Below are 23889 nucleotides of genomic sequence, written 5' to 3' on the forward strand. Positions count from 1 at the left end.
ATGACGGTGTTTTTTGCAGCCCGGGTTACTCGGCGTCGGCGGCGGTGGAGGCGTTGATCTGGGCGTAGTTCTGCTCGCCCACGCGGTCGTGCAGATCGAGCTGGGTTTCGAGGAAGTCGATGTGACCTTCCTCGTCGGTCATCAGCTCTTCAAACAGGTTCTTGGACACGTAATCGCCCACGCTTTCGCAGTGGTCGCGGGCTTCCTTGTAGAGCGTACGGGCCTCGTGCTCGGCGGCCAGATCGGCCTCGAGCATTTCCTTGGGAGTCTCGCCAATGCGCAGCGGGTCGAGCTTTTGCAGGTTGGGGTGGCCTTCAAGAAAGAGGATGCGGGTGATCAGCTTGTCGGCGTGGTGCATCTCTTCGATGCTTTCCTCGCGCGACTTGTCGGCAAGGCCCTTCAGGCCCATGTCGTCCTGCATCCGGTAGTGCAGCCAATACTGGCTGACGGCGGTCAGTTCCGACCGGAGTGCTGCGTTGAGGTATTCGATTACCTTTTCGTCGCCTTTCATGCGCTCTTTCCTCTCCTGCGATGCGTTCTGAGGCCGCGCAACTCGGGCGGAACCTCCAGATTGGTATTAGCACGCATTGTGGAGAGAAACAGGGGCATACAGCCGCCGCAGTCGGCGCGTTTGCCAAGCGCGTGGTAGATCTTGCCGGGGGTGATGATCGTTTTCGGGTCGGCGGCGCGCATCCAGTCGATGGCGGCGTGGATATCGCGGTCGTTGATGCTTTGGCAGTGGCAGACGATCATTTCGGCAGGCCCTTGGCTGGCTTCGGTCTTGGAGGGTCCGGGGCGCGGGGGGCGCCCCGGAGGGTGTTGAGGGTTTCAGGTGGGCGGTTTTGGCGCACCCGCCTGAGGGGCGCGGGTTACTGGAAGACCGCGTCGGGGTTGTCGAGGCTGTCGGAGCCTTCCACGTCCAGCCCGTCGAGGCCGAGCGCCGTGACTGCGCGCTCGATCGAGCGGGTCTGGGCCACAAGCCCGTCGACCGCGCCCATCACCAGCGCCTCGCCTTCGGCGTTCCCGGCGGCGAGCATCTGGTCATAGGAATAGCCCGCTTCGGCGGCGGTCTTGATCTGGCCGAGTTCGCGCATGGTGTGCGCCAGCGCGGCAGTCAGCTCTGCGTCCAGCGACGGATCGGCGGCGGCCACGAGGGAGGCCAGGCTTTCGCCTTTAACCACCGATCCATCGACCCGCTGATACTCGCCCAGATAGACGTTCTGGATGCCCAGCCCGTCGTAGTAGTGCGAGTTGTGGGTGTTGTCGGAGAAGCAGTCATGCTCTTCCTCGGGGTCGTGCAGCATGACGCCGAGCTTCATCCGCTCGCCGGCCTGCTCGCCGTAGGAGAGCGAGCCCATGCCGGTGAGGATGGCGGTGAGGCCGGCGGTTTCATCCGCCGTCACGGCGCTGCGGCCTTCGCCACCTTCGCCCCATGCGGCGACCATTTCTTCGAGGTCCGTGATCAGCAGCTCGGTTGCGGCCTTGAGATAGGCGGCGCGGCGGTCGCAGTTGCCGCCGGTGCAGGCGTCACCGCTGGCGTAATCGGTGTAGGGGCGAGCGCCCGCGCCGTGCTCGGTGCCGTTCAGGTCCTGGCCCCAGAGCAGGAATTCGATGGCGTGGTAGCCGGTGGCCACGTTGGCCTCGACCTCATCGGCCTCGTGCAGCGTGTCGGACAGCAGGGCCGGGGTGATCTCGCTGGCGTCGATCTCTTCGCCGGAGATGGTGAGCGTGGGGTTGGCGACCACGTTCAGCCCGGCGAGCGGGTTTTCATCCGTTGCGCCGCCGCCTTCGACATAGTCGATCAGCCCCTCGTCGAGCGGCCATGCGTTGACCTTGCCTTCCCAGTCGTCGACCACCGCGTTGCCGAAGCGGAACACCTCGGTCTGCTGGTAGGGGACGCGGGCGGCGAGCCATGCGTGCTTGGCGGCTTCCAAGGTGACATCGGAGGGCTCGGCGATGAGGGCATCGACGGCCGCGGCGAGGGTCTGGGCCGTGGAGAGGCTGTCTTCATAGCCTGCCTGAGCGATGTCGGCATAGTTGGCGAGCACCTCGGCGGGGCCGGCGAGCGCCGGAAGGGGCGCGGCGAAGGCCGTGGCGAGGAGCGTGGCTTTGAGCTTGGAAGTCATGGGTCTTTACTGTCCTGTTGGAGTTGGTTTCTTGGGTTCAGTGAACGGCGCGGGGCGCTGCCGAGAGCAGCCCTGCCATATGCGAAAGCGCCAGCCCGGCGCGGGCGGCGGCGGTCAGAAGCCCGAGCGGCGGGTGGCCGGAAAAGAGATGGAGGGCAAAGCCCATGGCGGCCTCTTCATCGCCCTCTGCGGCAGCGCCGAGCAGGCCGGCGAAGGCACTTTCGTCGCCGCCGTAGCAGGTGCAGCCCGGCGCGTGATGCGGAAAGATCCGGCTGCGGGTGGAAAGCGCGGCGGCCAGCCGGTGGAAGGCGGCATGGGCCTCGGCACCATCATCGGTGCCGAGCAGCAGCGTGAAATCCTCGGCCACGGCACGCTGGTTGCCGGTGAGGGTCATGCGCAGGTAGGCGATGGCGGCCAGTTCTGCGGGCGTGAGTTCTTCGACCCGGCCAACAGGTGCCCCGCCGCGAGGCGGGCGGGGCGCCGGATGGGCCTGAGAGAAATCGGCGCGCTTCATTTGGTCAGGATCAGCTTTCCGGCGCGGGTGATGCGCAGGAAATAGGTTTGCCCGTCGAGTTCGATCATGGCCTGGATGCCGCCCTGGGTCAGCGAGCGCGCGTCGTGCAGGGGCAGCGCGGTGGCCGAGGGGGTGCTCACATGTGCGTTCATGCCCGGATCTCCGCGACGATCCGGCGAAAAAGCCGGGCTTCACCCGCGCCGTAGTGGCGGCAGAAGAAGCTTTGGAGGAGGGTCGAATACGGGTCACTTGGTAGCGCGTTTCTCATGGGTCCGCCTTTTGTTGGTGTCTCCGGTCTGGCGACGTTTCCGGGCTGTCCCTCGGGCGGGGTGGCTGGGAGTCGGGTTAATTCTGAGTGAATTGCTAGGGTAAGTCAATTCCGATAATTTTAGTCGGACAAATCTGCGCCGCGAGGCCCTTCAATTACGGGGCGTTTCGGGCTAGGGCGGGCGGAGCGAAGCGGGGTGAGATGGGCGAGATCCGACTGGAGAATGCGGGCTACGAGGTGGCGGGGCGCGAGATTCTTGCGCCGATGAACCTTGTGCTGAGCGAACGGCGGGTGGGCATCGTGGGGCGCAACGGGTCGGGCAAGAGCACGCTGGCGCGGCTGCTGGCCGGGCTGATCGCCCCGAGCCGGGGCACGGTGCGCGTTGCGGGCGATGACCTGTTTGCCGACCGCAGGGCGGCGCTGGCGCGGGTGGGCATCCTGTTTCAGAACCCCGATCACCAGATCATCTTTCCGACCTGCGGCGAGGAGGTGGCCTTTGGCCTCGCGCAACAGGGCCGCAAGGATGCCGAGCGCGCCGCGCGCGCCGCGTTGGCGGAGTTCGACAAGGCGCATTGGTGGGACCGTCCGGTGGGCAGCCTCAGCGGTGGGCAGCGCCACTTGCTGTGCCTCATCGCGGTGCTGGCGATGGCGCCCGACTGGCTGATCCTCGACGAGCCCTTCGCCGGGCTCGACATTCCGACCACGCGGGCGCTGCACCGCCGTATTGCAGCACTGGAGCAGAAGGTGGTGCTGATCTCGCACGACCCGGCCGCGTTGGCAGGCTTCGACCGGGTGATCTGGCTCGAAGGTGGCGCGGTGGAGGCCGATGGACCGGCAGAGGCGGTGCTGGCGCGGTTTGGCGCGGCGATGGAGGGGGCGAGCGATGATCTCACTGACCTCGCCGGTTGAGACGCCCTATCACCGGCTGCCCGCCGGGCTGAAGCTGGGTCTGCTTTGCGTGGCGACCACGGGGTTGTTCGCGCTGGGCTCCCTTTGGGGGCAGTTCGCCGCGCTCGCTGTCGTCGCTGCGCTCTACGCCGCTCCGGGCGCAGGGTTTGCCAGGGCCGGCGCCGCCGCGTTGCGCCCGGTGGCGCTTTTCGTGGCGTTGATCGCGGTCTGGCACATTGCCACGGGCACGCTGGCCGAAGGCGCGGTGATCGTGCTGCGGCTGGTGAGCGCGGTGGCGCTGGCCAATCTGGTGACGATGACGACGCGGCTGGCCGACATGCTCGCGGTGCTGCACTGGATCACCACGCCGCTGCGTTGGCTCGGCATCCGAACCCGGCCGCTGGAGCTTGCCATTTCACTGGTCATCCGGTTTATCCCGGTCTTAAGTGCCAAGGGCGCGGCCCTGGCCGAAAGCTACAGGGCGCGGTCTGCGCGCAAACGGCCCGGATGGCGCATCGCCGCGCCACTTGCGGGCCTTGCGCTGGACGATGCAGAACGGGTGGCCGAAGCGCTGCGGGCGCGGGGCGGATTGAGCGAAGGGGCAAGAGAATGAGCAGAGTTTCCGAACGGGATGTTGTGATGATCGCGCTGTTTGCGGCGCTGATCGCTGTGTTGGGGCTGATCCCCAAGCTGACGCTGGCTTCGGGCATTCCGATCACGGCGCAGACCCTCGGGATCATGCTCTGCGGCACGGTGCTGGGCGCGTGGCGCGGCGCGGCGGCGGCGGCGCTGTTCTGCCTTCTGACGCTGATCGGCCTGCCGCTTCTGGCCGGGGGCCGGGGCGGGCTGGGCGTGCTGATGACACCCTGGGCCGGCTTCTTCGTGGGCTTTCCGGTGGCCGCCTTCGTGGCGGGGCTGGTGATGGAGCGGATGCGCAGCCTGCCGGTGGCGGCGGGCGCGGCCACCGGGGCCGCGATCGGCGGAATCGCGGCGCTCTACGCGGTGGCGCTGGCCTGGTACATGATCGCCAAGCCGGCTGGGCTGGGCGAGGCTGTTGCGGTGGCGGCGCTTCCGTTCATCCCCGGCGACATCATCAAATGCGTTCTGGCGGCCCTGATCACGCAGGCGCTGGCCAAGGCACGACCGGGCGCGCTTCCGAGCCGGGGCTGAGCCGATGGAGGCCAGCGGCCACCGGGCACCCAGTGTCAGCGAGGCGCTGGCACAACGGCGCTCGGTGCGCGGGTTTCTGCCCGAGCCGGTAACGCGAGACACGGTAGAGGCGATCCTCACCGATGCCCGCCGGGCCCCTTCGGGCGCCAACCTTCAGCCCGGACGCTTCGTGGCCCTCACCGGCAGCCCGCTGAAGGCGCTTTCGGACGCGCTCGCCGAAGCAATTGCCGACGGGCGGCCGCAGGTGGCGCAATACTCCTACTTCCCCAAGAAGATGCCGCCCGAGCTGAAGGCCCGGCAGCGGGCCGCGGGCTATGCGCTCTACGAGGCGCTTGGCATCGAGAAGCGCGACCTCGACGGGCGGCGGCGCCAGTTCGACCGCAACTACCGCTTCTTCGACGCTCCGGTCGGGATCGTGGTGACGATCGACAAGGCGATGGGCAAGGGCTGCTTCATGGACCTTGGCATGGCAATCATGGCGCTGCTGGCAAGTGCGGAAGGGCGCGGGCTGGCGACCTGCGGGCTCGGCGCACTGGCGCATTACGGCGACGTTGTGCACGAGGCGCTGGACCTGCCGGAAGACGAGATCGTGGTCTGCGGCATTGCGCTGGGGCGGGCCGACACAGACCATCCGGCCAATGCGGTGCGCACGGCGCGCGAGCCGCTTGAGGTGTTTGCGGAGATGCGCGGGTTCTGAAAGGGGGAAGGGGCGATGTGCCCCGGCTGCTTTCAGATGCCCTGAAAAGGGCGCCCGCCCCAACGAGGGATGACGTGGGGCGGGCGGGGGCCTACCCGGACGGAGGAGCCGGGGGCCGTGCTTCAAACGGGTCGTCTCAGGCTGCGAAGAACTTGAGGCTCACCCCGTTGAGGCAATGACGTTTGCCGGTGGGCGCGGGACCATCATCGAAGATATGGCCCAGATGCGAGCCGCAGCGACGGCAATGGCACTCGGTGCGCACCGAAAACAGCTTGCGATCTTCCTTGGTGCCGATGGCATCTGGCAGCGACTGCCAGAACGACGGCCAGCCGGTGCCGCTGTCGTACTTGGCTTCGGAGGAATAGAGCGGCAGGTCGCAGCCCTTGCAGGCAAAGGTGCCGGCGCGTTTCTCGTCGTTCAGCGGGCTGGTGCCGGCGCGTTCGGTCTCTTCTTCGCGCATCACGGCGTATTCGGTGTCGGTCAGCATGGCCTTCCACTCGGCCTTGCTGCGGGTGATTTCAAAGTTGCCCTCGGCGGCCTCGAGCAGGCGCGGGCTGAGAACGAGCGCCACTGGCAGGGTCGCGGCGCAGGCGGAAAGAAAATTTCGGCGGTTCATGGCGGTCTCCCTTGGGTTTCGTTGCGGTCGCATCGTCTGTGGTGGGGTGCCCCGGCCGGGCAAGTCTGGCCTGGCCGGGGCGGTAGCAGCTTACATCTTCGGCAGAAGCACGGTGTCGATCACGTGGATCACGCCGTTGGACTGCTTGACATCGGCGATGGTGACGGTGGCGGTGTTGCCCATCTCGTCTTCGATCTGGATGTCGTTGCCGTTCATGCGGGCGGTGAACACGCAGCCGCCAACGGTGCTGACGTCGTGTGCGCCATCATCGTCGATGATCATCTGGTTGATCGCGGCCGACATCGCATCGGCAGCCACCACGTGGCAGGTCAGAACCTTGGTCAGCATGTCCTTGTTCTCAGGCTTCAGCAGGTTCTCCACGGTGCCCTCGGGCAGCTTTTCGAACGCGGCGTTGGTCGGGGCGAACACGGTGAAGGGGCCTTCACCCTGCAGCGTTTCCACGAGACCGGCGGCCTGAACGGCGGCGACCAGCGTGGTGTGGTCGGCGGAGTTCACGGCGTTCTCGACGATGTTCTTGTCTTCGAACATCGGTGCACCGCCCACTTCGGGGTTTGCGGCAAAGGCAGTGCCGGCAAGAAGGGCGGCGGCGGCGGTTGCGGCGAGTGTTTTGGCGAAAGTCATGTTGGTGTCTCTCCTGGTTGGTCTTCCTCCCCCCACCGGTATGGCCGGGGTTATGCAGGAGATACGGAGCGCCACGGCGATTGGTTTCAAAATAGCTGGAAGAATTATTCCAGCACCCTGAAAACCCTGAAAAGATTGTTGAAACGGCTCAGAGCAGCTCGACGGGAGCCGCAGCCAGCACATCGCCCGTGGGCGCGCCGGTGGGCGAGCCGCCGGGGGGCTCGTCGGAGATTGCCAGCGTGCCGCCGGTGAAGGCTGCGCGCAGCTCTTCGGGCACGATCAGCCGGGCTTCGGCGCTTTCGGGCAGAACCCCGAGCGAGACCGGCGCATCCGCGCCCTCGGCGATCAGCCAGAGCTCAAGCGCGCGGCCCGGACGGGGGCCGCCTGCTTCGCGGGTGAGCAGCAGCTCGCCCTCGGGCTCAAGCGCGGCCCTGACAACGAGCGAGCCGTCCTCGGCCGCGATCTGGGCTTGATGGGTCGGCGCGGCGCCGGGGCCGGGCGGAAGGACCACGAAGACGGCGAGCGCAAGCAGCGCCGCCACCGCGCCGCCGGCGAGCCAGCGCCAGAGCGACGGGCGCGAGCGCACCTCGGGGCCATGAGCCGCGGCCTCGATCCGGCGCCAGAGCGCGGCGGGCGGCGTTTCGGCAACCTCGTCGGCAAGCGACGACAGGCCCTCCTGCCACTCGGTCACAAGCTCGCGCAGGGCGGGCTCGGAGGTCAGCCGGGACTCGAACCCCGCCACGTCTCCGGCCCCCAGCAGACGCAAGACATACTCACCCGCAAGGGCGATGTCGTCTTCGTCGTATGTGGCCTGCTCGCTCATCTCTCAAGGCACTCTTTCAGTTTTATCAGGCTGCGACGCAGCCAAGTTCTCATTGTGTTGAGCGGCACGCCGAAGCGGCCTGCCAGCTCGTCATATGTCGCCCCCTCGAGGTAGGCACCGCGAACGGCACCCGCGCGATCCGGCTCCAGCTCGCCGAGGCAAGCCCCGATCCGGGCCGCCTCGCCAGCCGCCACCGCCGACTGCTCGGGCGTCGGGCCCCTGGCCACCAGCTCCGGCGCATCCGACAGCTCGTCCGCCGGGGGCGCCTTGGCCCGCAGACGGTCGATCGCCAGGTTGCGGGCTACCGTCGACAGCCATGCCATCGGCGAGGGCCCTCCGGCCACGTAGCTCTCCGCCTTGCGCCAGATCCTCAGGTAAACCTCCTGCAGCGCGTCTTCCGCTTCGGAGCGTTCCTTAAGGATACGGAGGCAGATGCCGAAAAGTTTCGAACTGGTGGCCTGATAGAGTTCGGAAAACGCCGTGCGGTCGCCAAGACCACAGCGCGCAATCATCCCCTCGATCTCCTCCGGCGTCACCATGGCACCGACCCTAGCAGCGTCTTCAAACGATAGCGAGGCGCCCGCGGTCCTTGCCGACCGCGAACGCCTCTACCCTTCACACTCGTCATGCAGACGGCGGCTGCGCCTCCCAGCTTGGCGCCGCACGACCAGCCTGCACAGAAAGACACGGGGGGCCGGTCAAAAGAGTTTCGCTCCATGGGGATAAAAATACCTAACCTTTTCGTTTTCTTGCTGAAAATATTCCCGGGGAGCGCGAGGGGCTGGCCCCTCGCTGCCCGACCTTGCCGCCGGGCGACCGGTCTCGGGGGCTCAAGCGGCCCGCCATTTGATCGAGCAGCCCATCGAAGGGACCTGTTCTTCGGGGCCTCTGCCGGTGGTCGCCACCTGCATCATGGCTTCCACCAGTTCGCGCGGCGCATCGGCCGGGGCCTCGTTCTTTCCGAAGGCATCTAGCCGCCCGCGATACTGCAATTCGCCCGCCGCGTTGAACCCGAAAAAGTCCGGTGTGCAGACCGCGCCATAGGCCCGCGCAACCTCCTGGCTCTCGTCCTGCAGGTAGGGGAAGGGAAAGGCCTTTTCCTCGGCCCACTTCACCATGTTCTCGAAGCTGTCGGCCGGGTGGCTCTGCGCATCGTTGGCGCAGATCGCGGCAACGCCGATGCCTGCGGTCTGGAGGGTCTGCGCATCGGTGACGAGGCGGTCGATGATGCCTTTCACGTAGGGGCAGTGGTTGCAGATGAACATGATCAGCGTGCCCTTCTCGCCGGACACATCGGCCAGCGTCCAGGTCTTTCCGTCAGTGGCGGGCAGGGCAAAATCGGCGGCCGGGGTGCCGAAGTCGCAGGCGGGGGGCTGGGCCATGGGTCTCCTCCGTATTTGGTCATTCAGACCCTAGGGCGTGCTGGCGGACTGTCCAGCGCCGGATGCTGCGGGGTCAGCTCTCCTTGACCACTTCGAGTGCAACATAGGAGGAGGTGGAGGCCACATGAGGCAGCTCGGAAAGCTTTTCGCCCATCACCTCACGATAGCTGGCCACGTCGCGGGTGCGCACCTTCAGCAGGTAGTCGAAGCCCGAAGCGATCATGTGGCATTCTTCCACCTCCGGCAGCCCGACAACGGCCGCGTTGAAGGCCTTCAATGCCTTCTCGCGGGTATCGGTCAAACGGACCTGCACGAAGGTCACGCAGCCGAGCCCAAGCTTGGGCCATGACAGGGTGGCGTGGTAGCCGGTGATGAGCCCCGCCTCCTCGAGCCGGCGCACGCGGGCCAGTACCGGGGTTTTGCTCAGGCCCACGCGGCGGGCGAGTTCGGTCATCGAGAGGCGGGCGTCGCGGCTGAGATGCTGGATGATGGATTCGTCCAGCGCGTCGAGCTCAATCACTGTATTTCGGCCAATTTTCTGCATCATTTTATTCCAACCGGTCTGCGTGTTTCAGAAATATAGACACATCGTCTGCGCGAAAGAAGGGATACTCGACTCATGAGCACCTATCCCACGCCCCCCGCCACCAGTGCCGAGCTTCGGCAGATCGACGCGCTGAAGCATCAGCCCGAAACCGCTCTCGTGGAGCGGCTCATCGGGGAGGCTGCGCTTGGAGCGGAGGCGCGGGCCGGGATTTCGGCCACGGGGGCCGACCTCGTGCGGCGTATCCGGGCCGATGCCCGGCCCGGGCTGATGGAAGTGTTCCTCGCCGAATACGGGTTATCGACCGATGAAGGCGTGGCGCTCATGTGCCTGGCCGAGGCGCTGCTCAGGGTGCCGGATTCCGAAACCATCGACGATCTGATCGAAGACAAGATCGCCCCCTCCGACTGGGGCAAGCACATCGGCAAGAGCGCCTCGCCGCTGGTCAATGCCTCGACCTGGGGCCTGTTCCTGACCGGCAAGGTGCTCGATGAGCGCCCCGGCATTGCGACCCGCCTGCGTGGCGCGGTCAAGCGGCTGGGCGAGCCGGTGATCCGCGCCGCCGTGGGCCGAGCGATGCGCGAGATGGGGCGGCAGTTTGTGCTGGGCGAGAGCATCGGTGCGGCGATGAAACGGGCGGCGGGGATGGAGGCCAAGGGCTACACCTATTCCTACGACATGCTGGGCGAGGCGGCGATGACGGAGGCGGATGCGCAAGGCTATGCCAAGGCCTACGCCGATGCGATCACCGCCATTTCGGCAGGCTGCAACGGCGCGATGGCAGAAAACCCCGGCATATCGGTCAAGCTCTCGGCGCTGCATCCGCGCTACGAGGTGGCCAAGCAGGAGCAGGTGCTGGCCGAGCTGGTGCCGGTGGTTGCGCGCCTCGCCCGGCAGGCCGCCGAAGCGGGCATGAACTTTGCAATCGACGCCGAAGAGGCCGACCGGCTGGTGCTTTCGCTCAAGGTGATCGAGGCGGTTCTGGCCGATGAGGCGCTTGCCGGATGGGACGGCTTCGGCGTGGTGGTGCAGGCCTATGGCCGCCGCTGCGGCGCGGTGCTCGACTGGCTGCACGCGCTGGCCGGGCGGCTGGGCCGCCGCATCACGGTGCGGCTGGTGAAAGGCGCCTATTGGGACAGCGAGATCAAGCATGCGCAGGTGGAGGGGCTGGAGGACTTTCCGGTGTTCACCGCCAAACCGGCGACCGACATCAGCTACATCGCCTGCGCCCGCAAGCTTCTGGGCATGACCGACCGGATCTATCCGCAATTCGCCACCCATAACGCCCACACGGTGGCCGCCGTGCTGCACATGGGGCGCGACTTGCCGCGCGGAGCCTATGAATTTCAGCGCCTCCACGGCATGGGCGAGCGGCTGCACGACCTCGTGCTGGCCGATCATGGCACCCGTTGCCGGATCTATGCGCCCGTGGGCACCCACAAGGATCTGCTGGCCTACCTGGTGCGGCGGCTGCTCGAGAACGGCGCGAACTCGTCCTTTGTGAACCAGATCGTCGACGAGAGCGTACCGCCTGAGCATGTGGCGGCCTGCCCGTTCGAGGCATGGCGCGGGCCTGCCAGCATTCCGACCGGGCCGGAGGTGTTTCCGGGGCGGGTGAACTCTCGCGGGTTCGACCTGAGCGATCTGGGCGAGCTGGAGGCCATCAGCGCGGCAGTGGCGCAGTCAGCGCCGCAGGGGCCGGTTGCGGATGCCAGCGCGGCGGATGTCGAGGCGGCGCTTAGCGCGGCGCGGGCATGGGATGTGTCGGTTGCGGAGCGGGCCGAGGTGCTGCGACGCGCGGCGGAGCTTTATGAGCGCGACTTCGGGCTGCTCTTTGCGGTGCTCATCGCGGAGGCGGGCAAGACGCTGCCGGATGCGGTGGGCGAGCTGCGCGAGGCGGTCGATTTTCTGCGGTTTTACGCAGGCGAGGCGGCGAAGGCCCCCGGATCGACGGCAGCGCGGGGCGTCTTCGCCTGCATCAGCCCGTGGAACTTTCCGCTGGCGATCTTCACCGGGCAGGTGGCGGCGGCGCTGGCCTGCGGCAACGGGGTGCTGGCCAAGCCTGCCGAGCAGACCCCCCGGATTGCTGCTGCCGCCGTGGCGCTGCTCCACGAGGCCGGGGTGCCGCGTGAGGTGCTTCAGTTGGTGCCCGGCGATGGCGCGGTGGTGGGCGCGGCGATCACCAGCGACTCCCGGGTGAGCGGCGTGGCCTTCACCGGCTCGACGGCGACGGCCAAGGCGATCGCCCGTGCCATGGCCAAGGGCATGGCCCCCGGTGCCCCGCTCATTGCCGAAACCGGCGGGCTGAACGCGATGATCGTCGACAGCACGGCCCTGCCGCAGCAGGCGGTGCGCGATGTCGTGGCCTCTGCCTTTCAGTCCGCCGGTCAGCGCTGCTCGGCCCTGCGCTGCCTCTACGTGCAGGAAGACGTGGCGGAGAGCTTCATCGAGATGCTGAAGGGCGCGATGGATGCGCTTGCGGTCGGCGATCCGGGGCGGCTTGAAACGGACGTTGGGCCGGTAATTGACGCCGAGGCGGCGGGCGAGATCCGCGCCTATGTGGAGGCGGCCCGCGCCGAGGGGCGGCTGGTGAAACAGCTCGATGCGCCGGAGGGCAATTTCGTGGGGCCTGCGCTGATCGAGGTGGGCGGCATTGCCGATCTTGGCGGGCGTGAGGTGTTCGGGCCGGTGCTGCATGTGGCGACCTTCAAGGCGGGCAAGATCCGGCAGGTGGTGCGCGATATCAACGCCACCGGCTACGGGCTGACCTTTGGCCTGCACACGCGGATCGATACCCGGGTTCAGGTGATTTCGGACATGGTGGAGGCGGGGAACATCTACGTGAACCGCAACCAGATCGGCGCGATTGTCGGGAGCCAACCGTTTGGAGGCGAGGGGCTCTCGGGCACCGGGCCGAAGGCGGGCGGGCCGCATTACTTGCAGCGGTTCCGCGAGGGCGGGCCTGTGGCGCGACCGGCGGAAATGATCGAGATGCCGGGGCCGACAGGCGAGGCGAACCGCTTGCGGATGGTGCCCCGGGGCGGGGTGGTGTGCTGCGGGCCGGATACAGCTGCGCAGGTGGCCGCGATCGAGGCGCTCGGCGGGCGGGCCCTGGTGGCCGCGCGCGAGGAGGCGCTGGCGATGGAAGATCTGTCGGCCCTGCTCTGGTGGGGCGGCGAGGCGGAGGCGCGAGAGCTTGCGGTGGCGCTGGCGGAGCGGGACGGCCCCGTGGCGGCGCTGGTGACCGGCCAGCCGGACGTGGGCCACGTGATGCACGAGCGGCATCTGTGCGTGGACACCACGGCGGCGGGCGGCAATGCGGCCTTGCTGGCGTCTGTCTCGGAGTAGGCGGTGCGGCGGGACAAGTCCCGCCCTACCTGCCGCAGCTAGCGCATGGTTTCCGGCAGCCAGAGCACCAGCGCCGGGAAGGCCACCAGCATTGCAAGGCGCACGAGGTCCATCAGCACGAAGGGGGTGACGCCCCGGAAGATCTTGGTCAGCGGCACCTCTCGCGCGATCGAGTTGATCACGAACACGTTCATCCCCACGGGGGGCGTGATGAGGCCCAGTTCGACCGTCATCACAATGATGACGCCGAACCAGATCGGGTCGAACTGCATGGCCGTGACCACCGGGAAGACGATGGGGACCATCAGGATGATCATCGCCATCGCGTCGAGGATGCAGCCGAGCAGCACGAAGGCCACGAGGATCAGGGCGAGGGTGCCGTAGGCGCCGATATCGAGGCTCACCAGCCATTCGGTCACCTTCTGTGGTGCGCGGGTGACGGCGAGGAAATAGCCGAACAGGATCGCGCCGATGAGGATGGTGTAGATGGCGACCGAGGTGCGCAGGGCCTCGATCAGCGACGACAGAAGGGCGCGGAACGAGAGCTTGCCGCGGAAAATTCCGATGAGCGCCGTGAGCAGCGAGCCGACGGCGGCGGCTTCGGTGGCGGTGGCCACGCCCATGTAGATCGAGCCGATGATGGCCACGAAGAGCAGTAGCACGGCCCAGACGCCCTTGAGTGCACCGAGGGCTGCACGCAGGTTGAAGGTGCCGGAGGCGGGCAGGATGCGGCCGTAAGCGAGGCGGACGGTCAGCATGTACATCAGCACGGCGAGGAAGCCGGGGACGATGCCCGCGATGAAGAGCTTGCCGACGTCCTGCTCGGTGATGAAGCCGTAGACGGCCAGCACCACGGAGGGTGGGATCAGGATGCCGAGGGTTCCGCCCGCCGCGATGACCCCGGTGGAGACGTGGTCGGGGTAGTTCTCACGGCGCATTTCGGGCAGGGCGATCTTGGTCATCGTCGCCGCCGTTGCGACCGAGCTGCCGCAGATCGCGGCAAAGCCGGCGCAGGCGCCGATGGTTGACAGCGCCATGCCGCCGCGGAACTGGCCGAGCCACTTCTGCCCGGCGCGGAACAGCTCGGAGGACATGCCCGAGTTGGTCGCCAGCACCCCCATCAACACGAAGAAGGGGATGAGGGTGAGGTTGAAATCGGTCACCACCCGGATCGGGGATTGCGCCAACAGGTTGAGCGCGGGGCCGGGGCCGGTGATGCCGGCAAAGCCGAACACCCCGACGAGACCCATGGCCACGCCGATCGGCACGCGCAGGAGGATCATGGCGAAGAGGGCGGCGAAGCCTGCTATGGCGATCAGATCGGGGGTCATTCGGTCAGGGCTTTCCAGCGGTCGGCGGGCGTGGGGCCTGCCTACGGGTCATTCGGCGTGCTCTTCGGCGCTGTCGAAGGCATCGAGCGAGCCGTTGCCGAAGAGGATGATGAGCAGGCGGGCGGTGATGGTCAGGATGGCCACGGCGACACCGGCCCAGATCAGGGCCATCAGCGGCCAGGCGGGCAGGCGCAGGTCCATCGTGGCCTCGCCGGAGCCTGCCGCGGAGGTGACGCGGCCCAGCAGCTTCCAGGCCAGCAGCACTGTGAAGAACAGCAGCACCGCCCAGGCGAAGGCGTCGACCCAGCGGCGGATCGGGGCGGGCAGGGCCTCGGCTAGCAGGTCGACCTTGATGTGCGAGCCGCGGAAGCCGACACAGGCAAAGCCCCACATGATCGCGGCCCCGAGCAGGTAGCGCGAGAGGTCGAAGGCATCGGGCAGGGGCCAGGCAAACAGGTAGCGGGTCACGGCGGAGACCACCACGAGCAGGGTTATCGCGCCCATCATGAGGCCCGCGACGGTTTCGACCCAGTGGGAGAAGCGCTCGAGGGCGCGTTGCAGCTTTCGCATGGGATCAGTCGGGCGGCGCCGGTGCAGCGCCGCCCGGTTTCGCTCAGAAGCGGGCGTCGTTGGCGTCGAGCGCGTCGAGGTAGCCCTGGTAGATGGCCTCGGCGTCGTCGCCAGCTTCGGATTTCCAGGTCTCCACCAGCGGTGCGGCGGCGTCCTTCCACATCTGCACCTGCTCCTCGGTGGGCACGTTGACGGTGTGGCCCGACCCTTCGGCGAGAGCCTTGTCGCGGCCCGAGGCCTCGTTCTCGGCCCAGCCGGTAGAGAACTTCTGGCTCCACTCGGGGGTGCAGTGATCGTCCATCACCTTCTTAAGGTCGTCGGCCATGCCGTCGTAGGTGCTCTTGTTGATGAGCATGAGCTGGGCGGAGACGTAGAAGGGCATGTCGAGGTGCTGCTTGAGCTCGCTGTCGATGCCGAAGATCCAGATCGAGTTCCACGGGAAGGTCATCGCATCGGCCGCGCCGTTGGCAATGGCCTCGCGCGCCTCGGGGGCGGGCACCTGAACCGGGCCGCCGCCGAGCATGGAGACGAAGCGCGCCATGGTGGCATGTGCCGGGCGTACGTTGAGGCCGTTCACGTCGCCGGGCTCGAGGATCGGGTTCTTGGAGTGGAAGGTGCCCGGATCATGCGGGTTGGCCATGCAGAACATCACGTCCGACATCTCGGTTTCGGCGATGGGCGCATACCACTCGTGCATGGCCTTCGCGCCGCGGGAGGCATTGTCCATGTGAAAGGGGATCTCGATCAGCGAATAGATCGGAAAGCGCCCGGCCTGGTAGCCGGGGTTGGTGTAGGTGATGTCGGCAATGCCGTCGCGGGCCATGTCGTAGTGATCGGGTGCGGCGCCAAGCTGCTGGGCCGGGAAGATCTGAAAGTCGATCCGGCCGCCCGAGGCTTCCTTGATCGACTCGATCCAGGGCTCGATGCCAAGGGTCTGAACCGGGTGCGTGGGCGGCAGCCAATGGGCGAGGCGCAGTGTGACCTCTTGCGCGGATGCGGATGCGGTGGTCAGGGCGGCAAGCGCCGTTCCTGCAAGCAGAGCCTTGAAATTCATGGATTTTCTCCTCCCTAAGCGCCGGGGCTCCTCTCCCCTTTGCGGCGCGGTTATAGCATGCGGGCGCGAGTCGTCCCGCTGTGGGTGGAGATTTGCTTATCTCTTATAACAATTCAACCAGATAACGAGTTTGCAGACGCCCGCAGGGCGGTGCGCAGAACCCGCAAGATCACGATGCTGCCCGAAGGTGCGGCATGACCGGGATGGCTTGCGGGGGCTCATCTCCCTGGCCCAGAGTGAACCCTTTCATCAGCGCATTCAACTCGTCAGCGCTGCCCGAGAGCATTGCGTTGGCCGCGGTCGTTTCTTCGAACATTCCGGCGTTCTGCTGCGTGACCCGTTCGAGATTGGAGACAGCCTCGTTGACCTCGCTGAGGCCGCGGGACTGGTCTGTTGTCGCTTCGGCAATGGAACGCAAACGTTCGACGATGCCGGTGACCGAGGACTGGATGCCTTCCAGCGCGGTCCCGGTGTTCTTTACCAGAGCCGCGCCACCGGAAATTTCGCTGACCGAGTTCGAGATCAGCCCGTTGATCTCGCGTGCGGCATCGGAGCTGCGCTGGGCCAGCGCCCGCACTTCGGAGGCCACCACGGCAAAGCCACGGCCTGCCTCGCCGGCCCGGGCGGCCTCGACACCTGCGTTGAGCGCGAGGAGATTGGTCTGGAAGGCGATGTCGTCGATCACGCTGGTGATCTTGAAGATCTCGCGCGAGCTGCCTTCGATCCGGTTCATCGCTTCGACGGCTTCCGACATGATGCCGGTGCCTTCGGAGGCCTCGCTCGAGGTGTTCTCGGCCTGCTTGCGGGCGTCGCGCGACTCGTTGGCGACCACTTCGATCGTGCGGGTCAGCTCCTTCAGGGTGGCGGCGATCTGGGCGAGGGTGCCGGCCTGTTTTTCGGTTCGGGTGGAGAGATCGGTGGCTGAGGCGGTGAGTTCGCGGGATTGCTCGTTGATCGACGCGGCCTGCGAAATGACGGCGTTCATTGCGCCGCAAAGCCGCTCGCCCGCGCCGTTGAAATGATCTGCGAGGTCGGCAAAATCTTCGCCGAGATCTTCCGTCACCCGAACGGACAGGTCGCCCTCGGACAGGCGCGCGAGTTTCTGGCGGAACACCTCGAGGAGGGTGGCCAGCGCCTCGGTGCGCTCTGCCGCTGCCGTGGCCTCGCGGGCTTCTGCCTCTGCCGCCTCGGTTGCGCGCTGTTCCACCTCGTTCAGGGCCTGCTCGGCTTCGGCCCGCGCCTTGGCCGCCTCTTGCGACTGTGCTTCGGCCCGCGCAAGGGCCTCGTTGGCGCGCATGGCCTCCTGCCGGGCCTTGGCGCCGCTCTCTTCGGCGAGGGCGGTGGCGGCGAGGCTCTCGTTGGCCTTGTCCGAAGCCTCCCGTGACAGGGAGATGCGGTTGAGGATGGTCAGGGTCAGAACCGAGGTTTCGGCCACGACGATCACCGCATGAAACACCGTGCGGCCGATGTTGAAGATCAGATCGGTGGAGGGGTAGACGAGCGCGGGCAGGGCGAAGGTGAGCGCGAGGTGGTGCAGCGCGATGGTGCCTGCGGCGATCAGCAGCGGCTTGATATCGGCCAGGGCAACCAGCATGGCGAGCACGGCAAAATAGGCCATGTGACTGTCGATCTGCATCGGATGGCCGGCAAGCGCGGCGTTGAGCGAGATCGTCAGCCCGGTGAGGGCCTGTGCCACGAGAATGCGGGCGGCCTGAGGGGCAAGGCGCGGCGCGGCGAGGCCGAGCAGGGTGAAGGCCCCGCCGGCGAGCCCCATGACCATGATGTTGCCGCCCATCAGCCATTCGGCCGCGACCGCCAGAAGCCAGAGCAGGGGCGTGATCCGCGACAGCATCCTCACGGCACTGGCGCGTGCGGCTTCAAGCGCGTGATCGACCGAGGGATCGAGCGCCTGGTCGGCGGTCAGCAGCAGGGGCTCATGTTCGGGCATCGGATACTCCACAGAGTGCGGCCAGCGCGGCCCCGCCCAGAACGGCCCAGGCACCATGGGCGCGGGCCTGCGTGGCGGATTCGGGGCTGGGGAAGGCGGCAAGGACGGCAAAGGGCGCGCGAACCGGCCCCAGTGGCCGCCCACCGGACGCAGCCAGAATGGCCGGAGCATCCGACCATGGCGGAACGATCACCAGCACCGGCCCCTCGCCCGGCGGGGTGCCCAACAGCACCGCCGCAGGCGCGGTGAGAAGGCTTGCCATGAAGGCCAGGGGGATGGCGAATTTGCTCAGCAAACGAGGGCTCCGACGGGTTGCGGTGCCCCTTCTCTATAACCAGACGGTTTATGCCCTGTTAACGCCGATGCGGTTTTGCACCGGCTCCGTGCAACCCCTGTGAATAAGCCGTGATTCAACGGGCAGCGTGATTGCTTGACCGGGCGGCACCCGACATCTTCGGCCTCGCACACAACGAGGTTAGCCGACCGATGACCCAGTATCTGAAACTCTCCGACCTCGCACCGCCGGTGCCTGATCATCCCCGAGAGACTCTGTGCTGGCGCGAACCGCGCGAACCGGCGACGGAGGCCAAGCTGCCGGAGCCGCAGAGCCCTCCCGCTCCGAAGTCCAAAATCTTGTGAGCCCCGCCCGGATGGGCTAGAGCCTCGGGGCAAGACGCCATGCCCCAAAGGACCATCCGATGCGCCTCAGCCGCTACTTTCTACCCGTTCTGAAAGAAACCCCCGCCGACGCGCAGATCGCCTCGCACCGCTACATGCTGCGTGCCGGCATGATCCGCCAGCAGGCCGCCGGGATCTATTCGTGGCTGCCGCTGGGCTTCAAGGTGCTCAAGCGGATCGAGCAGATCGTGCATGAGGAGCAGCAGCGCGCCGGGCATATCCCGCTGCTGATGCCCACGATCCAGCCGGCCGACCTGTGGCAGGAGAGCGGGCGCTACGATGCCTATGGCCCGGAGATGCTGCGCATCCGCGACCGCCACGAGCGCGACATGCTCTTCGGCCCGACAAACGAGGAGATGATCACCGACATCTTCCGCGCCCATGTCGCCAGCTACAAGAGCCTGCCGCTGACGCTCTACCATATCCAGTGGAAGTTCCGCGACGAGATCCGCCCGCGCTTCGGCGTGATGCGGGGGCGCGAGTTCTATATGAAGGACGGCTACAACTTCGACCTCACCAAGGAGGACGCGCTGCACGCCTACAACCGCCACATGGTGACGTATCTGCGCACCTACGAGCGGATGGGGCTGACGGCGATCCCGATGCGGGCCGACAGCGGACCGATCGGCGGGGACGACACGCACGAGTTCCTCGTGCTCGCCCCGACCGGCGAGAGCGACGTGTTCTACGATGCCGGCGTGACCGAGCTGAAGCTGGGCGACCGTGAGATCGACTATGCCGACATGGCGCAGGTGAAGGGGGTCTGCGACGAGTTCACAAGCCTTTACGCCCGCACGGACGAAACCCACGACGCGGCTCTCTACGACGCCATCCCCGAAGATCGCCGCCGCGCGGGCAAGGGCATCGAGGTGGGGCAGATCTTCTACTTCGGGACCAAGTACAGCGAGCCGATGGGTGCAACGGTGCAGGGGCCGGACGGGGCCAAGGTGCCGGTGCATATGGGCAGCCACGGGATCGGGGTTTCGCGCCTTGTCGGGGCGATCATCGAGGCGAGCCACGACGACAAGGGCATCGTCTGGCCGGAGGGGGTGACGCCCTTCCACGTGGGGATCGTCAACATGCGGGTGGGCGACGAGGCCTGCGACCGGACTTCGGAGGCGCTCTACAACACGCTGAAAACGCTGGGCCTCGACCCGCTGTTGGATGACACCGACGAGCGCGCGGGCGCCAAGTTTGCCACCCAGGACCTGATCGGCCTGCCTTGGCGGATCACCGTGGGGCCGCGCGGGCTGAAGAACGGCGTGGTCGAGCTGACCAGCCGCCGGACCGGCGAGAGCGAAGAACTCAGCCCGGAAGCGGCTGCGGCGAAACTGGCCTCGCTCTACGAGGGGCACCTCTAGGTGATCCCGCCCGAAGGATTTGCCGAGCATCTCCTGCTGCTGAAAAGCCGGATGGAGCGGCACGGCGGCCTGCGGGAGTTGCGGGCCTGGATCGACGGGTGGGAGAGCCACCGGATGCATGGCGGCGGCCATGATCCGGAGGGCGGCTATTTCTTCAGCCATTTCCAGAACTTCGTGCGTGAAAGCTACCCGGAGGCGGGGCTGAAGAGCTGGGACGATATCGTGGCGGAAAAGGGCGGCGGCGACCGGGAAGGGGTGTCGCTGTTCTTCGAACTCTTCGAGAAGTTCGGCCCGGCGAAGCAGGCCCGGGAACGGCTGGCAGAGAAAAGCAGTTACGGCCCGGGCAAGGTGCGCAGAGAGGCCGCGCCCGGTGTGCCCGATCAGGCGCCACGCCCGGTGCCACCGCCGCCCGAGCCGGACCCGTCGCTTGACGAAATCATCACCGGGTTCATCGAAAAGCCCAAGACCCGGCCCGGAGACGGCTCTGTGGGCGCGCTCCAGATCTACCTGAAAGGCTGGGAAAAAGCCTCGCCGCGCGCGCGGGCAGGGTGGCAGGCGCGCCATTTCACGCCCTGGCTGCAATATCACGCCGACACCCGCGAGACCTGGGACTGGACTGCGCTGGTGGCACCGCTGACGCAGGAGGGCGAAGACCCCTACCTCGCCCTGCGCCGTGCCCTGCGCGCGCTCCACGAGCGCGAACGTGCGGTGGGGGGCAAATACAACGGCGAGTTCGGCGCGCCCGTCATCCCCCGCGATGGCGACACCCGGGGCATGCCCAATCTGCGGGTGGCGCGGAGCAACACCGATGAGTGATGCGGCCCCTTGGGTGCTTGACCCCCGCCCGATCCCTGCGCATCTTCCGGCGCAATCAAGCAGGAGGCCGAACCGTGGCCAATAAAGCAGGCAAGACGGCTCCCTTCTCTCGCTACGAGTGGATGATCGCATGGCGCTACCTGCGCTCACAGCGCTCCGATGGCGGGGTTTCGATCCTGAGCTGGATCGCGCTGGGGGGCATCACGCTCTCGGTCTTTGCGCTGATCGTGGTGATGGCTGTGCGCTCGGGGTTTCGGACCGATTTTGTCGATACGATCATCGGCGCCAATGCCCATACCTCGGTGCGGGCCGCTGTTTACGTTGACGAAAACGGCGCCACCAGCCGCCAGATCACCGACTATGACGACTGGGCGGCCCGGCTTGAAGCCGTGCCCGGCGTGACCTCGGTTGCGCCGCTGGTGAAGGGGCAGGTGCTGGCCAACCTGAGGGCGGCCAATGCGGGCGTCGAGGTGTACGGCATCCGCGCCGAAGACCTGATGAACCTGCCCCGCATCGCCGCGCCGGAGCAGAGCCAGGGCGACATTGCCCGCTTCGAGGAGGGCGTCGCCATCGGCTGGGGCGTGGCGCAGGAGCTGGGTGCGACGGTGGGCGACAGGATCCGCATCATCAACCCCAATGGCACCCGCTCCCCGATGGGGGTGACGCCGCGGGTGAACGCCTATGAGGTGGTCTATATCTTCCAGGCCGGGCGCTGGGACATCGACCGGACGCGGGTGTATCTGCCCTTTGCCGAGGCGCAGAGCTTCTTCAACTTCGACGGCGCTGCGAGCGAGATCGAGGTGATGGTCGATGACCCGGAAAACATTGAAGAATGGGACGTTCCGCTGCTGCAGGCCGCCGGTGACAGGGCGGTGCTCTGGAGCTGGAAGGACGCCTGGGGCAACTTCCTGCGGGCGCTGGTGATCGAAGACATCATGATGATCATCATCATGTCGATCCTGGTGCTGATCGCGGCGCTCAACATCATTTCGGGCCTGATCATGCTGGTGAAGAACAAGGGCCGTGACATCGGCATCCTGCGCACCATGGGGCTGACCCGGGGGGCGATCCTGCGGGTGTTCTTCCTCTGCGGGGCGTTGATCGGCACGGTGGCAACGGCACTGGGTACGGTGCTGGGCTGCCTGTTTGCGCTGAACGTGAACAACATCGTCGGCTTCATCAACTGGGTGAGCGGGCAGGAGGTGTGGGACGCCTCCATTCGCGGCATCTACCGGGTGCCGAGCGAGTTGCAATCGGGCGATGTGGCCTTTGCGGTGGCCCTCGCGCTGGCGCTGTCCTGGGGGGCCACGATCATCCCCGCCCGCCGCGCTGCGCGGCTCGATCCGGTGGAGGCGCTGCGCTATGAGTGAGGTTCTGGGGCTGGACGGGATCAGCAAGACCTACAACGCCGGAAAGCCGAACGAGATCAACGTGCTGCGCGGGGCCTCGCTGGAGGTTGCCGCGGGCGAGGTGGTGGCGCTGGTGGCGCCCTCCGGCTCTGGCAAATCGACCTTGCTGCATATCGCCGGCCTGCTCGACACCCCCACCTCCGGAGCGGTGCGGCTGCTTGGCGAGGACATGGGCGCGCTCGGGGATGGCAGGCGCACCGAGGCGCGGCGGGCGCAGGTGGGATTTGTCTATCAATTCCACCACTTGCTGCCCGAGTTCACCGCGCTGGAAAACATCACACTGCCCCAGCTTGCCAATGCGGTGGAGCCGGGCGAAGCCCGCGAGCGGGCGGTGGAGCTGCTGGGCACGGTCGGCCTTCAGGATCGCGCCAGCCACCGGCCCGCCGAGCTTTCGGGCGGCGAGCAACAGCGGGTGGCCTTCTGCCGGGCGCTGGCAAATGGTCCGGCGTTGCTGCTGGCCGACGAGCCGACCGGCAACCTCGATCCGGGCACGTCCGACACAGTGTTTCAGGCGCTGATGACGCTGGTGCGCGAAACCGGCCTCGCCGCGCTGATCGCCACCCACAACCTCGAACTGGCCGCCCGGATGGACCGGACGGTGCGGCTGGACGGTGGCCTGCTGGTCTAGGCAGGCCACTGTTTCTGCTGGAGAAACCGGCTGTTTCCCATGCAACCGCAGGTTAGCGCCACACTTGCCGCAATTACCGGTTAACCTTTGCGCATGGACTGGGCCATCGTACTTTCGATGCCGCTCATGCTTCTGATGGGCTTCATCGGCGACGCGATCAGTCGGGACGATGATGAAGACGAGGGGTTGAGCCAGGCAGATGCCAGGGACGCGGAGCTTGATGCCGCGGCCTCGCGTGGTGCGTTCGACGAGGATCTGGCGGCCTTCATGGCCGAGGAGGCGGTGCAGGAGGATGCGCCGGAACCCGAGGTGCCCGAGGAGGAGGTTGCTGAGGAGGAGCCTGCGCCGGAAACCGAGCAAGTGGTTGAACCCGTTCAGTCTTCTGCCGCAGTCGCCGCACCCGATATCGAGCCTGTCGAGCCGGAGGAGGAGGGCGGCGGGGAGGATGGGCCCGAGGTGGTTGAGGACTTTGACCCCGAGGAGGATGTGTTGGTCTTTGAGGGGCCGGGTGCCGCCGAGGCGGAGCCCGAGATGGAGCAGACCGAAGATGGTCTGCTGGTGCGGATGGGCGATCAGCAGGCGCTTCTGCCCGGGGTGAGCGAACTGCCGCCGGATGCGGTTGTGGGCGTCGAGCCTAGCCCTTCAGCGTAAGGACGACCCCCAGGGCCATCAGCCCGATTCCGCCCGCGCGCGCCAGTGACAGCGAATGCTGCGTGGCGCCGAACAGGCCGAAGTGGTCGATCGTGGCGAATGACACCATCTGGCCCAGCAGCACGAAGATCACCGCGTTTCCGACCCCGAAATGGGGTGCGACCCATGTGATCGAGAGCACGTAGAAGGCCACGAAGAAGCCGGCGAAGAAGCTCTCGCGCGGGGCGGTGGCAAAGCGGGACAGGGGCGCTGGACCGGTGATCAGCGCCGTTGTGAGGGCCAGAATGAAGGCCACGAGGAACAACACGACCGTCGCCGAAGCAGGCGAGCCGACATGCCGCCCGAGGCTCGCGTTGAGCGCGGCGAGGATCGGGATGCCGACACCTGCTGCAAGCATGATGGCGGCGGAGGCGGTGTAACCCATC

27 protein-coding genes are annotated in these 23889 nt (G+C 66.9%); 10 read left to right on the forward strand and 17 right to left on the reverse strand.

The genetic code is table 11. The features are described from left to right. Window positions 1-25 precede the first annotated feature (25 nt). The 5 genes from bfr to hemP all read right to left on the reverse strand — a co-directional run bounded on the left by bfr (window position 26) and on the right by hemP (window position 2792). On the reverse strand, window positions 26-511 hold the full coding sequence (gene bfr, locus GTH22_RS00520; protein WP_252942594.1) for a bacterioferritin: 486 nt from the start codon (window positions 509-511) through the stop codon (window positions 26-28). Then, on the reverse strand, window positions 508-753 hold the full coding sequence (locus GTH22_RS00525; RefSeq protein WP_371928304.1) for a bacterioferritin-associated ferredoxin: 246 nt from the start codon (window positions 751-753) through the stop codon (window positions 508-510). Before GTH22_RS00525 ends, bfr begins: the two co-directional genes overlap by 4 nt. Before the next feature lie 116 nt (window positions 754-869). Next, window positions 870-2126: an imelysin family protein gene (locus GTH22_RS00530; protein WP_252942595.1), complete on the reverse strand. Its 1257-nt coding sequence runs from the start codon at window positions 2124-2126 to the stop codon at window positions 870-872. A gap of 37 nt (window positions 2127-2163) precedes the next feature. Further along, complete coding sequence (locus GTH22_RS00535; RefSeq protein ID WP_252942596.1) at window positions 2164-2640, reverse strand: hypothetical protein; 477 nt, start codon at window positions 2638-2640, stop codon at window positions 2164-2166. Further along, complete coding sequence (hemP, locus tag GTH22_RS00540; protein WP_252942597.1) at window positions 2637-2792, reverse strand: hemin uptake protein HemP; 156 nt, start codon at window positions 2790-2792, stop codon at window positions 2637-2639. The genes GTH22_RS00535 and hemP overlap by 4 nt, the downstream gene beginning before the upstream one ends. Window positions 2793-3109: 317 nt before the next feature. Here hemP and GTH22_RS00545 point away from each other — a divergent pair, with 317 nt between their 5' ends. Genes GTH22_RS00545 through GTH22_RS00560 form a run of 4 tightly spaced genes read left to right on the forward strand, consistent with a single transcriptional unit; the run spans window position 3110 to window position 5663 of the window. Then, window positions 3110-3817: an energy-coupling factor ABC transporter ATP-binding protein gene (locus GTH22_RS00545; protein WP_252942598.1), complete on the forward strand. Its 708-nt coding sequence runs from the start codon at window positions 3110-3112 to the stop codon at window positions 3815-3817. Continuing rightward, entirely contained in the window at window positions 3792-4409 is a 618-nt protein-coding gene (locus GTH22_RS00550; RefSeq protein ID WP_252942599.1) for an energy-coupling factor transporter transmembrane component T, read from the forward strand. The genes GTH22_RS00545 and GTH22_RS00550 overlap by 26 nt, the downstream gene beginning before the upstream one ends. Then, on the forward strand, window positions 4406-4966 hold the full coding sequence (locus tag GTH22_RS00555; protein ID WP_252942600.1) for a biotin transporter BioY: 561 nt from the start codon (window positions 4406-4408) through the stop codon (window positions 4964-4966). The genes GTH22_RS00550 and GTH22_RS00555 overlap by 4 nt, the downstream gene beginning before the upstream one ends. A 4-nt stretch (window positions 4967-4970) precedes the next feature. Further along, on the forward strand, window positions 4971-5663 hold the full coding sequence (locus tag GTH22_RS00560; RefSeq protein ID WP_252942601.1) for a nitroreductase: 693 nt from the start codon (window positions 4971-4973) through the stop codon (window positions 5661-5663). Between the two features lie 136 nt (window positions 5664-5799). On the opposite strand, the gene msrB is transcribed toward GTH22_RS00560, so the two are convergent. From msrB to GTH22_RS00590, 6 genes are all read right to left on the reverse strand, one after another. Then, window positions 5800-6279, reverse strand: coding sequence for a peptide-methionine (R)-S-oxide reductase MsrB (gene msrB / locus GTH22_RS00565; RefSeq protein ID WP_252942602.1), 480 nt, complete (start codon window positions 6277-6279; stop codon window positions 5800-5802). Window positions 6280-6369: 90 nt separating this feature from the next. Beyond that, window positions 6370-6921 (reverse strand): fasciclin domain-containing protein, encoded by a 552-nt coding sequence (locus GTH22_RS00570; protein ID WP_252942603.1) that lies wholly within the window; start codon window positions 6919-6921, stop codon window positions 6370-6372. Window positions 6922-7069: 148 nt separating this feature from the next. Next, window positions 7070-7744 carry an anti-sigma factor domain-containing protein gene (locus GTH22_RS00575; RefSeq protein WP_252942604.1) on the reverse strand — a complete coding sequence of 225 codons (675 nt, stop codon included), beginning with the start codon at window positions 7742-7744 and terminating at the stop codon, window positions 7070-7072. Next, complete coding sequence (locus GTH22_RS00580) at window positions 7741-8283, reverse strand: sigma-70 family RNA polymerase sigma factor (protein ID WP_252942605.1); 543 nt, start codon at window positions 8281-8283, stop codon at window positions 7741-7743. The genes GTH22_RS00575 and GTH22_RS00580 overlap by 4 nt, the downstream gene beginning before the upstream one ends. Before the next feature lie 291 nt (window positions 8284-8574). Next, window positions 8575-9126 carry a thioredoxin family protein gene (locus tag GTH22_RS00585; RefSeq protein WP_252942606.1) on the reverse strand — a complete coding sequence of 184 codons (552 nt, stop codon included), beginning with the start codon at window positions 9124-9126 and terminating at the stop codon, window positions 8575-8577. A 73-nt stretch (window positions 9127-9199) separates the two neighbouring features. Then, window positions 9200-9670 carry an Lrp/AsnC family transcriptional regulator gene (locus GTH22_RS00590; protein WP_371928379.1) on the reverse strand — a complete coding sequence of 157 codons (471 nt, stop codon included), beginning with the start codon at window positions 9668-9670 and terminating at the stop codon, window positions 9200-9202. 75 nt (window positions 9671-9745) lie between these two features. Here GTH22_RS00590 and GTH22_RS00595 point away from each other — a divergent pair, with 75 nt between their 5' ends. Then, window positions 9746-13018, forward strand: a complete 3273-nt coding sequence (locus GTH22_RS00595; RefSeq protein WP_252942608.1) for an L-glutamate gamma-semialdehyde dehydrogenase — start codon at window positions 9746-9748, stop codon at window positions 13016-13018. 38 nt (window positions 13019-13056) lie between these two features. On the opposite strand, the gene GTH22_RS00600 is transcribed toward GTH22_RS00595, so the two are convergent. From GTH22_RS00600 to GTH22_RS00620, 5 genes are all read right to left on the reverse strand, one after another. Beyond that, entirely contained in the window at window positions 13057-14349 is a 1293-nt protein-coding gene (locus GTH22_RS00600) for a TRAP transporter large permease (protein WP_252942609.1), read from the reverse strand. A 48-nt stretch (window positions 14350-14397) separates the two neighbouring features. Further along, on the reverse strand, window positions 14398-14919 hold the full coding sequence (locus GTH22_RS00605) for a TRAP transporter small permease (RefSeq protein WP_252942610.1): 522 nt from the start codon (window positions 14917-14919) through the stop codon (window positions 14398-14400). Between the two features lie 43 nt (window positions 14920-14962). Further along, the gene (locus tag GTH22_RS00610; RefSeq protein ID WP_252942611.1) at window positions 14963-15973 is read right to left on the reverse strand and encodes a TRAP transporter substrate-binding protein; all 1011 of its coding nucleotides are present in this window, start codon (window positions 15971-15973) and stop codon (window positions 14963-14965) included. Between the two features lie 169 nt (window positions 15974-16142). Beyond that, a complete protein-coding gene (locus tag GTH22_RS00615; protein ID WP_252942612.1) occupies window positions 16143-17921 on the reverse strand; it encodes a methyl-accepting chemotaxis protein in 1779 nt (592 codons plus the stop codon). Then, on the reverse strand, window positions 17908-18183 hold the full coding sequence (locus tag GTH22_RS00620; RefSeq protein WP_252942613.1) for a hypothetical protein: 276 nt from the start codon (window positions 18181-18183) through the stop codon (window positions 17908-17910). Before GTH22_RS00620 ends, GTH22_RS00615 begins: the two co-directional genes overlap by 14 nt. Before the next feature lie 436 nt (window positions 18184-18619). Between GTH22_RS00620 and proS the strand changes: the two genes are divergently transcribed. The 5 genes from proS (at window position 18620) to GTH22_RS00645 (ending at window position 23464) form a co-directional block, all read left to right on the forward strand. Continuing rightward, complete coding sequence (gene proS / locus GTH22_RS00625; protein WP_252942614.1) at window positions 18620-19960, forward strand: proline--tRNA ligase; 1341 nt, start codon at window positions 18620-18622, stop codon at window positions 19958-19960. Continuing rightward, window positions 19961-20776 (forward strand): hypothetical protein, encoded by an 816-nt coding sequence (locus GTH22_RS00630; RefSeq protein ID WP_252942615.1) that lies wholly within the window; start codon window positions 19961-19963, stop codon window positions 20774-20776. A gap of 122 nt (window positions 20777-20898) precedes the next feature. Continuing rightward, window positions 20899-22146, forward strand: a complete 1248-nt coding sequence (locus GTH22_RS00635; RefSeq protein WP_252947543.1) for an ABC transporter permease — start codon at window positions 20899-20901, stop codon at window positions 22144-22146. Continuing rightward, window positions 22139-22813, forward strand: a complete 675-nt coding sequence (locus GTH22_RS00640; protein WP_252942616.1) for an ABC transporter ATP-binding protein — start codon at window positions 22139-22141, stop codon at window positions 22811-22813. The genes GTH22_RS00635 and GTH22_RS00640 overlap by 8 nt, the downstream gene beginning before the upstream one ends. Before the next feature lie 93 nt (window positions 22814-22906). Beyond that, window positions 22907-23464, forward strand: coding sequence for a hypothetical protein (locus tag GTH22_RS00645; RefSeq protein ID WP_252942617.1), 558 nt, complete (start codon window positions 22907-22909; stop codon window positions 23462-23464). Here GTH22_RS00645 and GTH22_RS00650 read toward each other — a convergent pair. Next, the gene (locus GTH22_RS00650; RefSeq protein ID WP_252942618.1) at window positions 23448-23888 is read right to left on the reverse strand and encodes a DMT family transporter; all 441 of its coding nucleotides are present in this window, start codon (window positions 23886-23888) and stop codon (window positions 23448-23450) included. The two genes, GTH22_RS00645 and GTH22_RS00650, sit on opposite strands and share 17 nt — an antisense overlap. Window position 23889 lies beyond the last annotated feature (1 nt).

Source organism: Oceanicola sp. 502str15 (assembly GCF_024105635.1).
Classification (GTDB): Bacteria; Pseudomonadota; Alphaproteobacteria; order Rhodobacterales; family Rhodobacteraceae; genus Vannielia.

Excerpts from the sequence above, each read along its gene's own strand:
- bfr (WP_252942594.1), bottom strand. The coding sequence starts at position 511 with ATGAAAGGCGACGAAAAGGTAATCGAATACCTCAACGCAGCACTCCGG.
- GTH22_RS00525 (WP_371928304.1), bottom strand. The coding sequence starts at position 753 with ATGATCGTCTGCCACTGCCAAAGCATCAACGACCGCGATATCCACGCC.
- GTH22_RS00530 (WP_252942595.1), bottom strand. The coding sequence starts at position 2,126 with ATGACTTCCAAGCTCAAAGCCACGCTCCTCGCCACGGCCTTCGCCGCG.
- GTH22_RS00535 (WP_252942596.1), bottom strand. The coding sequence starts at position 2,640 with ATGAAGCGCGCCGATTTCTCTCAGGCCCATCCGGCGCCCCGCCCGCCT.
- hemP (WP_252942597.1), bottom strand. The coding sequence starts at position 2,792 with ATGAACGCACATGTGAGCACCCCCTCGGCCACCGCGCTGCCCCTGCAC.
- GTH22_RS00545 (WP_252942598.1), top strand. The coding sequence starts at position 3,110 with ATGGGCGAGATCCGACTGGAGAATGCGGGCTACGAGGTGGCGGGGCGC.
- GTH22_RS00550 (WP_252942599.1), top strand. The coding sequence starts at position 3,792 with ATGATCTCACTGACCTCGCCGGTTGAGACGCCCTATCACCGGCTGCCC.
- GTH22_RS00555 (WP_252942600.1), top strand. The coding sequence starts at position 4,406 with ATGAGCAGAGTTTCCGAACGGGATGTTGTGATGATCGCGCTGTTTGCG.
- GTH22_RS00560 (WP_252942601.1), top strand. The coding sequence starts at position 4,971 with ATGGAGGCCAGCGGCCACCGGGCACCCAGTGTCAGCGAGGCGCTGGCA.
- msrB (WP_252942602.1), bottom strand. The coding sequence starts at position 6,279 with ATGAACCGCCGAAATTTTCTTTCCGCCTGCGCCGCGACCCTGCCAGTG.
- GTH22_RS00570 (WP_252942603.1), bottom strand. The coding sequence starts at position 6,921 with ATGACTTTCGCCAAAACACTCGCCGCAACCGCCGCCGCCGCCCTTCTT.
- GTH22_RS00575 (WP_252942604.1), bottom strand. The coding sequence starts at position 7,744 with ATGAGCGAGCAGGCCACATACGACGAAGACGACATCGCCCTTGCGGGT.
- GTH22_RS00580 (WP_252942605.1), bottom strand. The coding sequence starts at position 8,283 with ATGGTGACGCCGGAGGAGATCGAGGGGATGATTGCGCGCTGTGGTCTT.
- GTH22_RS00585 (WP_252942606.1), bottom strand. The coding sequence starts at position 9,126 with ATGGCCCAGCCCCCCGCCTGCGACTTCGGCACCCCGGCCGCCGATTTT.
- GTH22_RS00590 (WP_371928379.1), bottom strand. The coding sequence starts at position 9,670 with ATGCAGAAAATTGGCCGAAATACAGTGATTGAGCTCGACGCGCTGGAC.
- GTH22_RS00595 (WP_252942608.1), top strand. The coding sequence starts at position 9,746 with ATGAGCACCTATCCCACGCCCCCCGCCACCAGTGCCGAGCTTCGGCAG.
- GTH22_RS00600 (WP_252942609.1), bottom strand. The coding sequence starts at position 14,349 with ATGACCCCCGATCTGATCGCCATAGCAGGCTTCGCCGCCCTCTTCGCC.
- GTH22_RS00605 (WP_252942610.1), bottom strand. The coding sequence starts at position 14,919 with ATGCGAAAGCTGCAACGCGCCCTCGAGCGCTTCTCCCACTGGGTCGAA.
- GTH22_RS00610 (WP_252942611.1), bottom strand. The coding sequence starts at position 15,973 with ATGAATTTCAAGGCTCTGCTTGCAGGAACGGCGCTTGCCGCCCTGACC.
- GTH22_RS00615 (WP_252942612.1), bottom strand. The coding sequence starts at position 17,921 with ATGCCCGAACATGAGCCCCTGCTGCTGACCGCCGACCAGGCGCTCGAT.
- GTH22_RS00620 (WP_252942613.1), bottom strand. The coding sequence starts at position 18,183 with ATGGCAAGCCTTCTCACCGCGCCTGCGGCGGTGCTGTTGGGCACCCCG.
- proS (WP_252942614.1), top strand. The coding sequence starts at position 18,620 with ATGCGCCTCAGCCGCTACTTTCTACCCGTTCTGAAAGAAACCCCCGCC.
- GTH22_RS00635 (WP_252947543.1), top strand. The coding sequence starts at position 20,899 with ATGATCGCATGGCGCTACCTGCGCTCACAGCGCTCCGATGGCGGGGTT.
- GTH22_RS00640 (WP_252942616.1), top strand. The coding sequence starts at position 22,139 with ATGAGTGAGGTTCTGGGGCTGGACGGGATCAGCAAGACCTACAACGCC.
- GTH22_RS00645 (WP_252942617.1), top strand. The coding sequence starts at position 22,907 with ATGGACTGGGCCATCGTACTTTCGATGCCGCTCATGCTTCTGATGGGC.
- GTH22_RS00650 (WP_252942618.1), bottom strand. The coding sequence starts at position 23,888 with ATGGGTTACACCGCCTCCGCCGCCATCATGCTTGCAGCAGGTGTCGGC.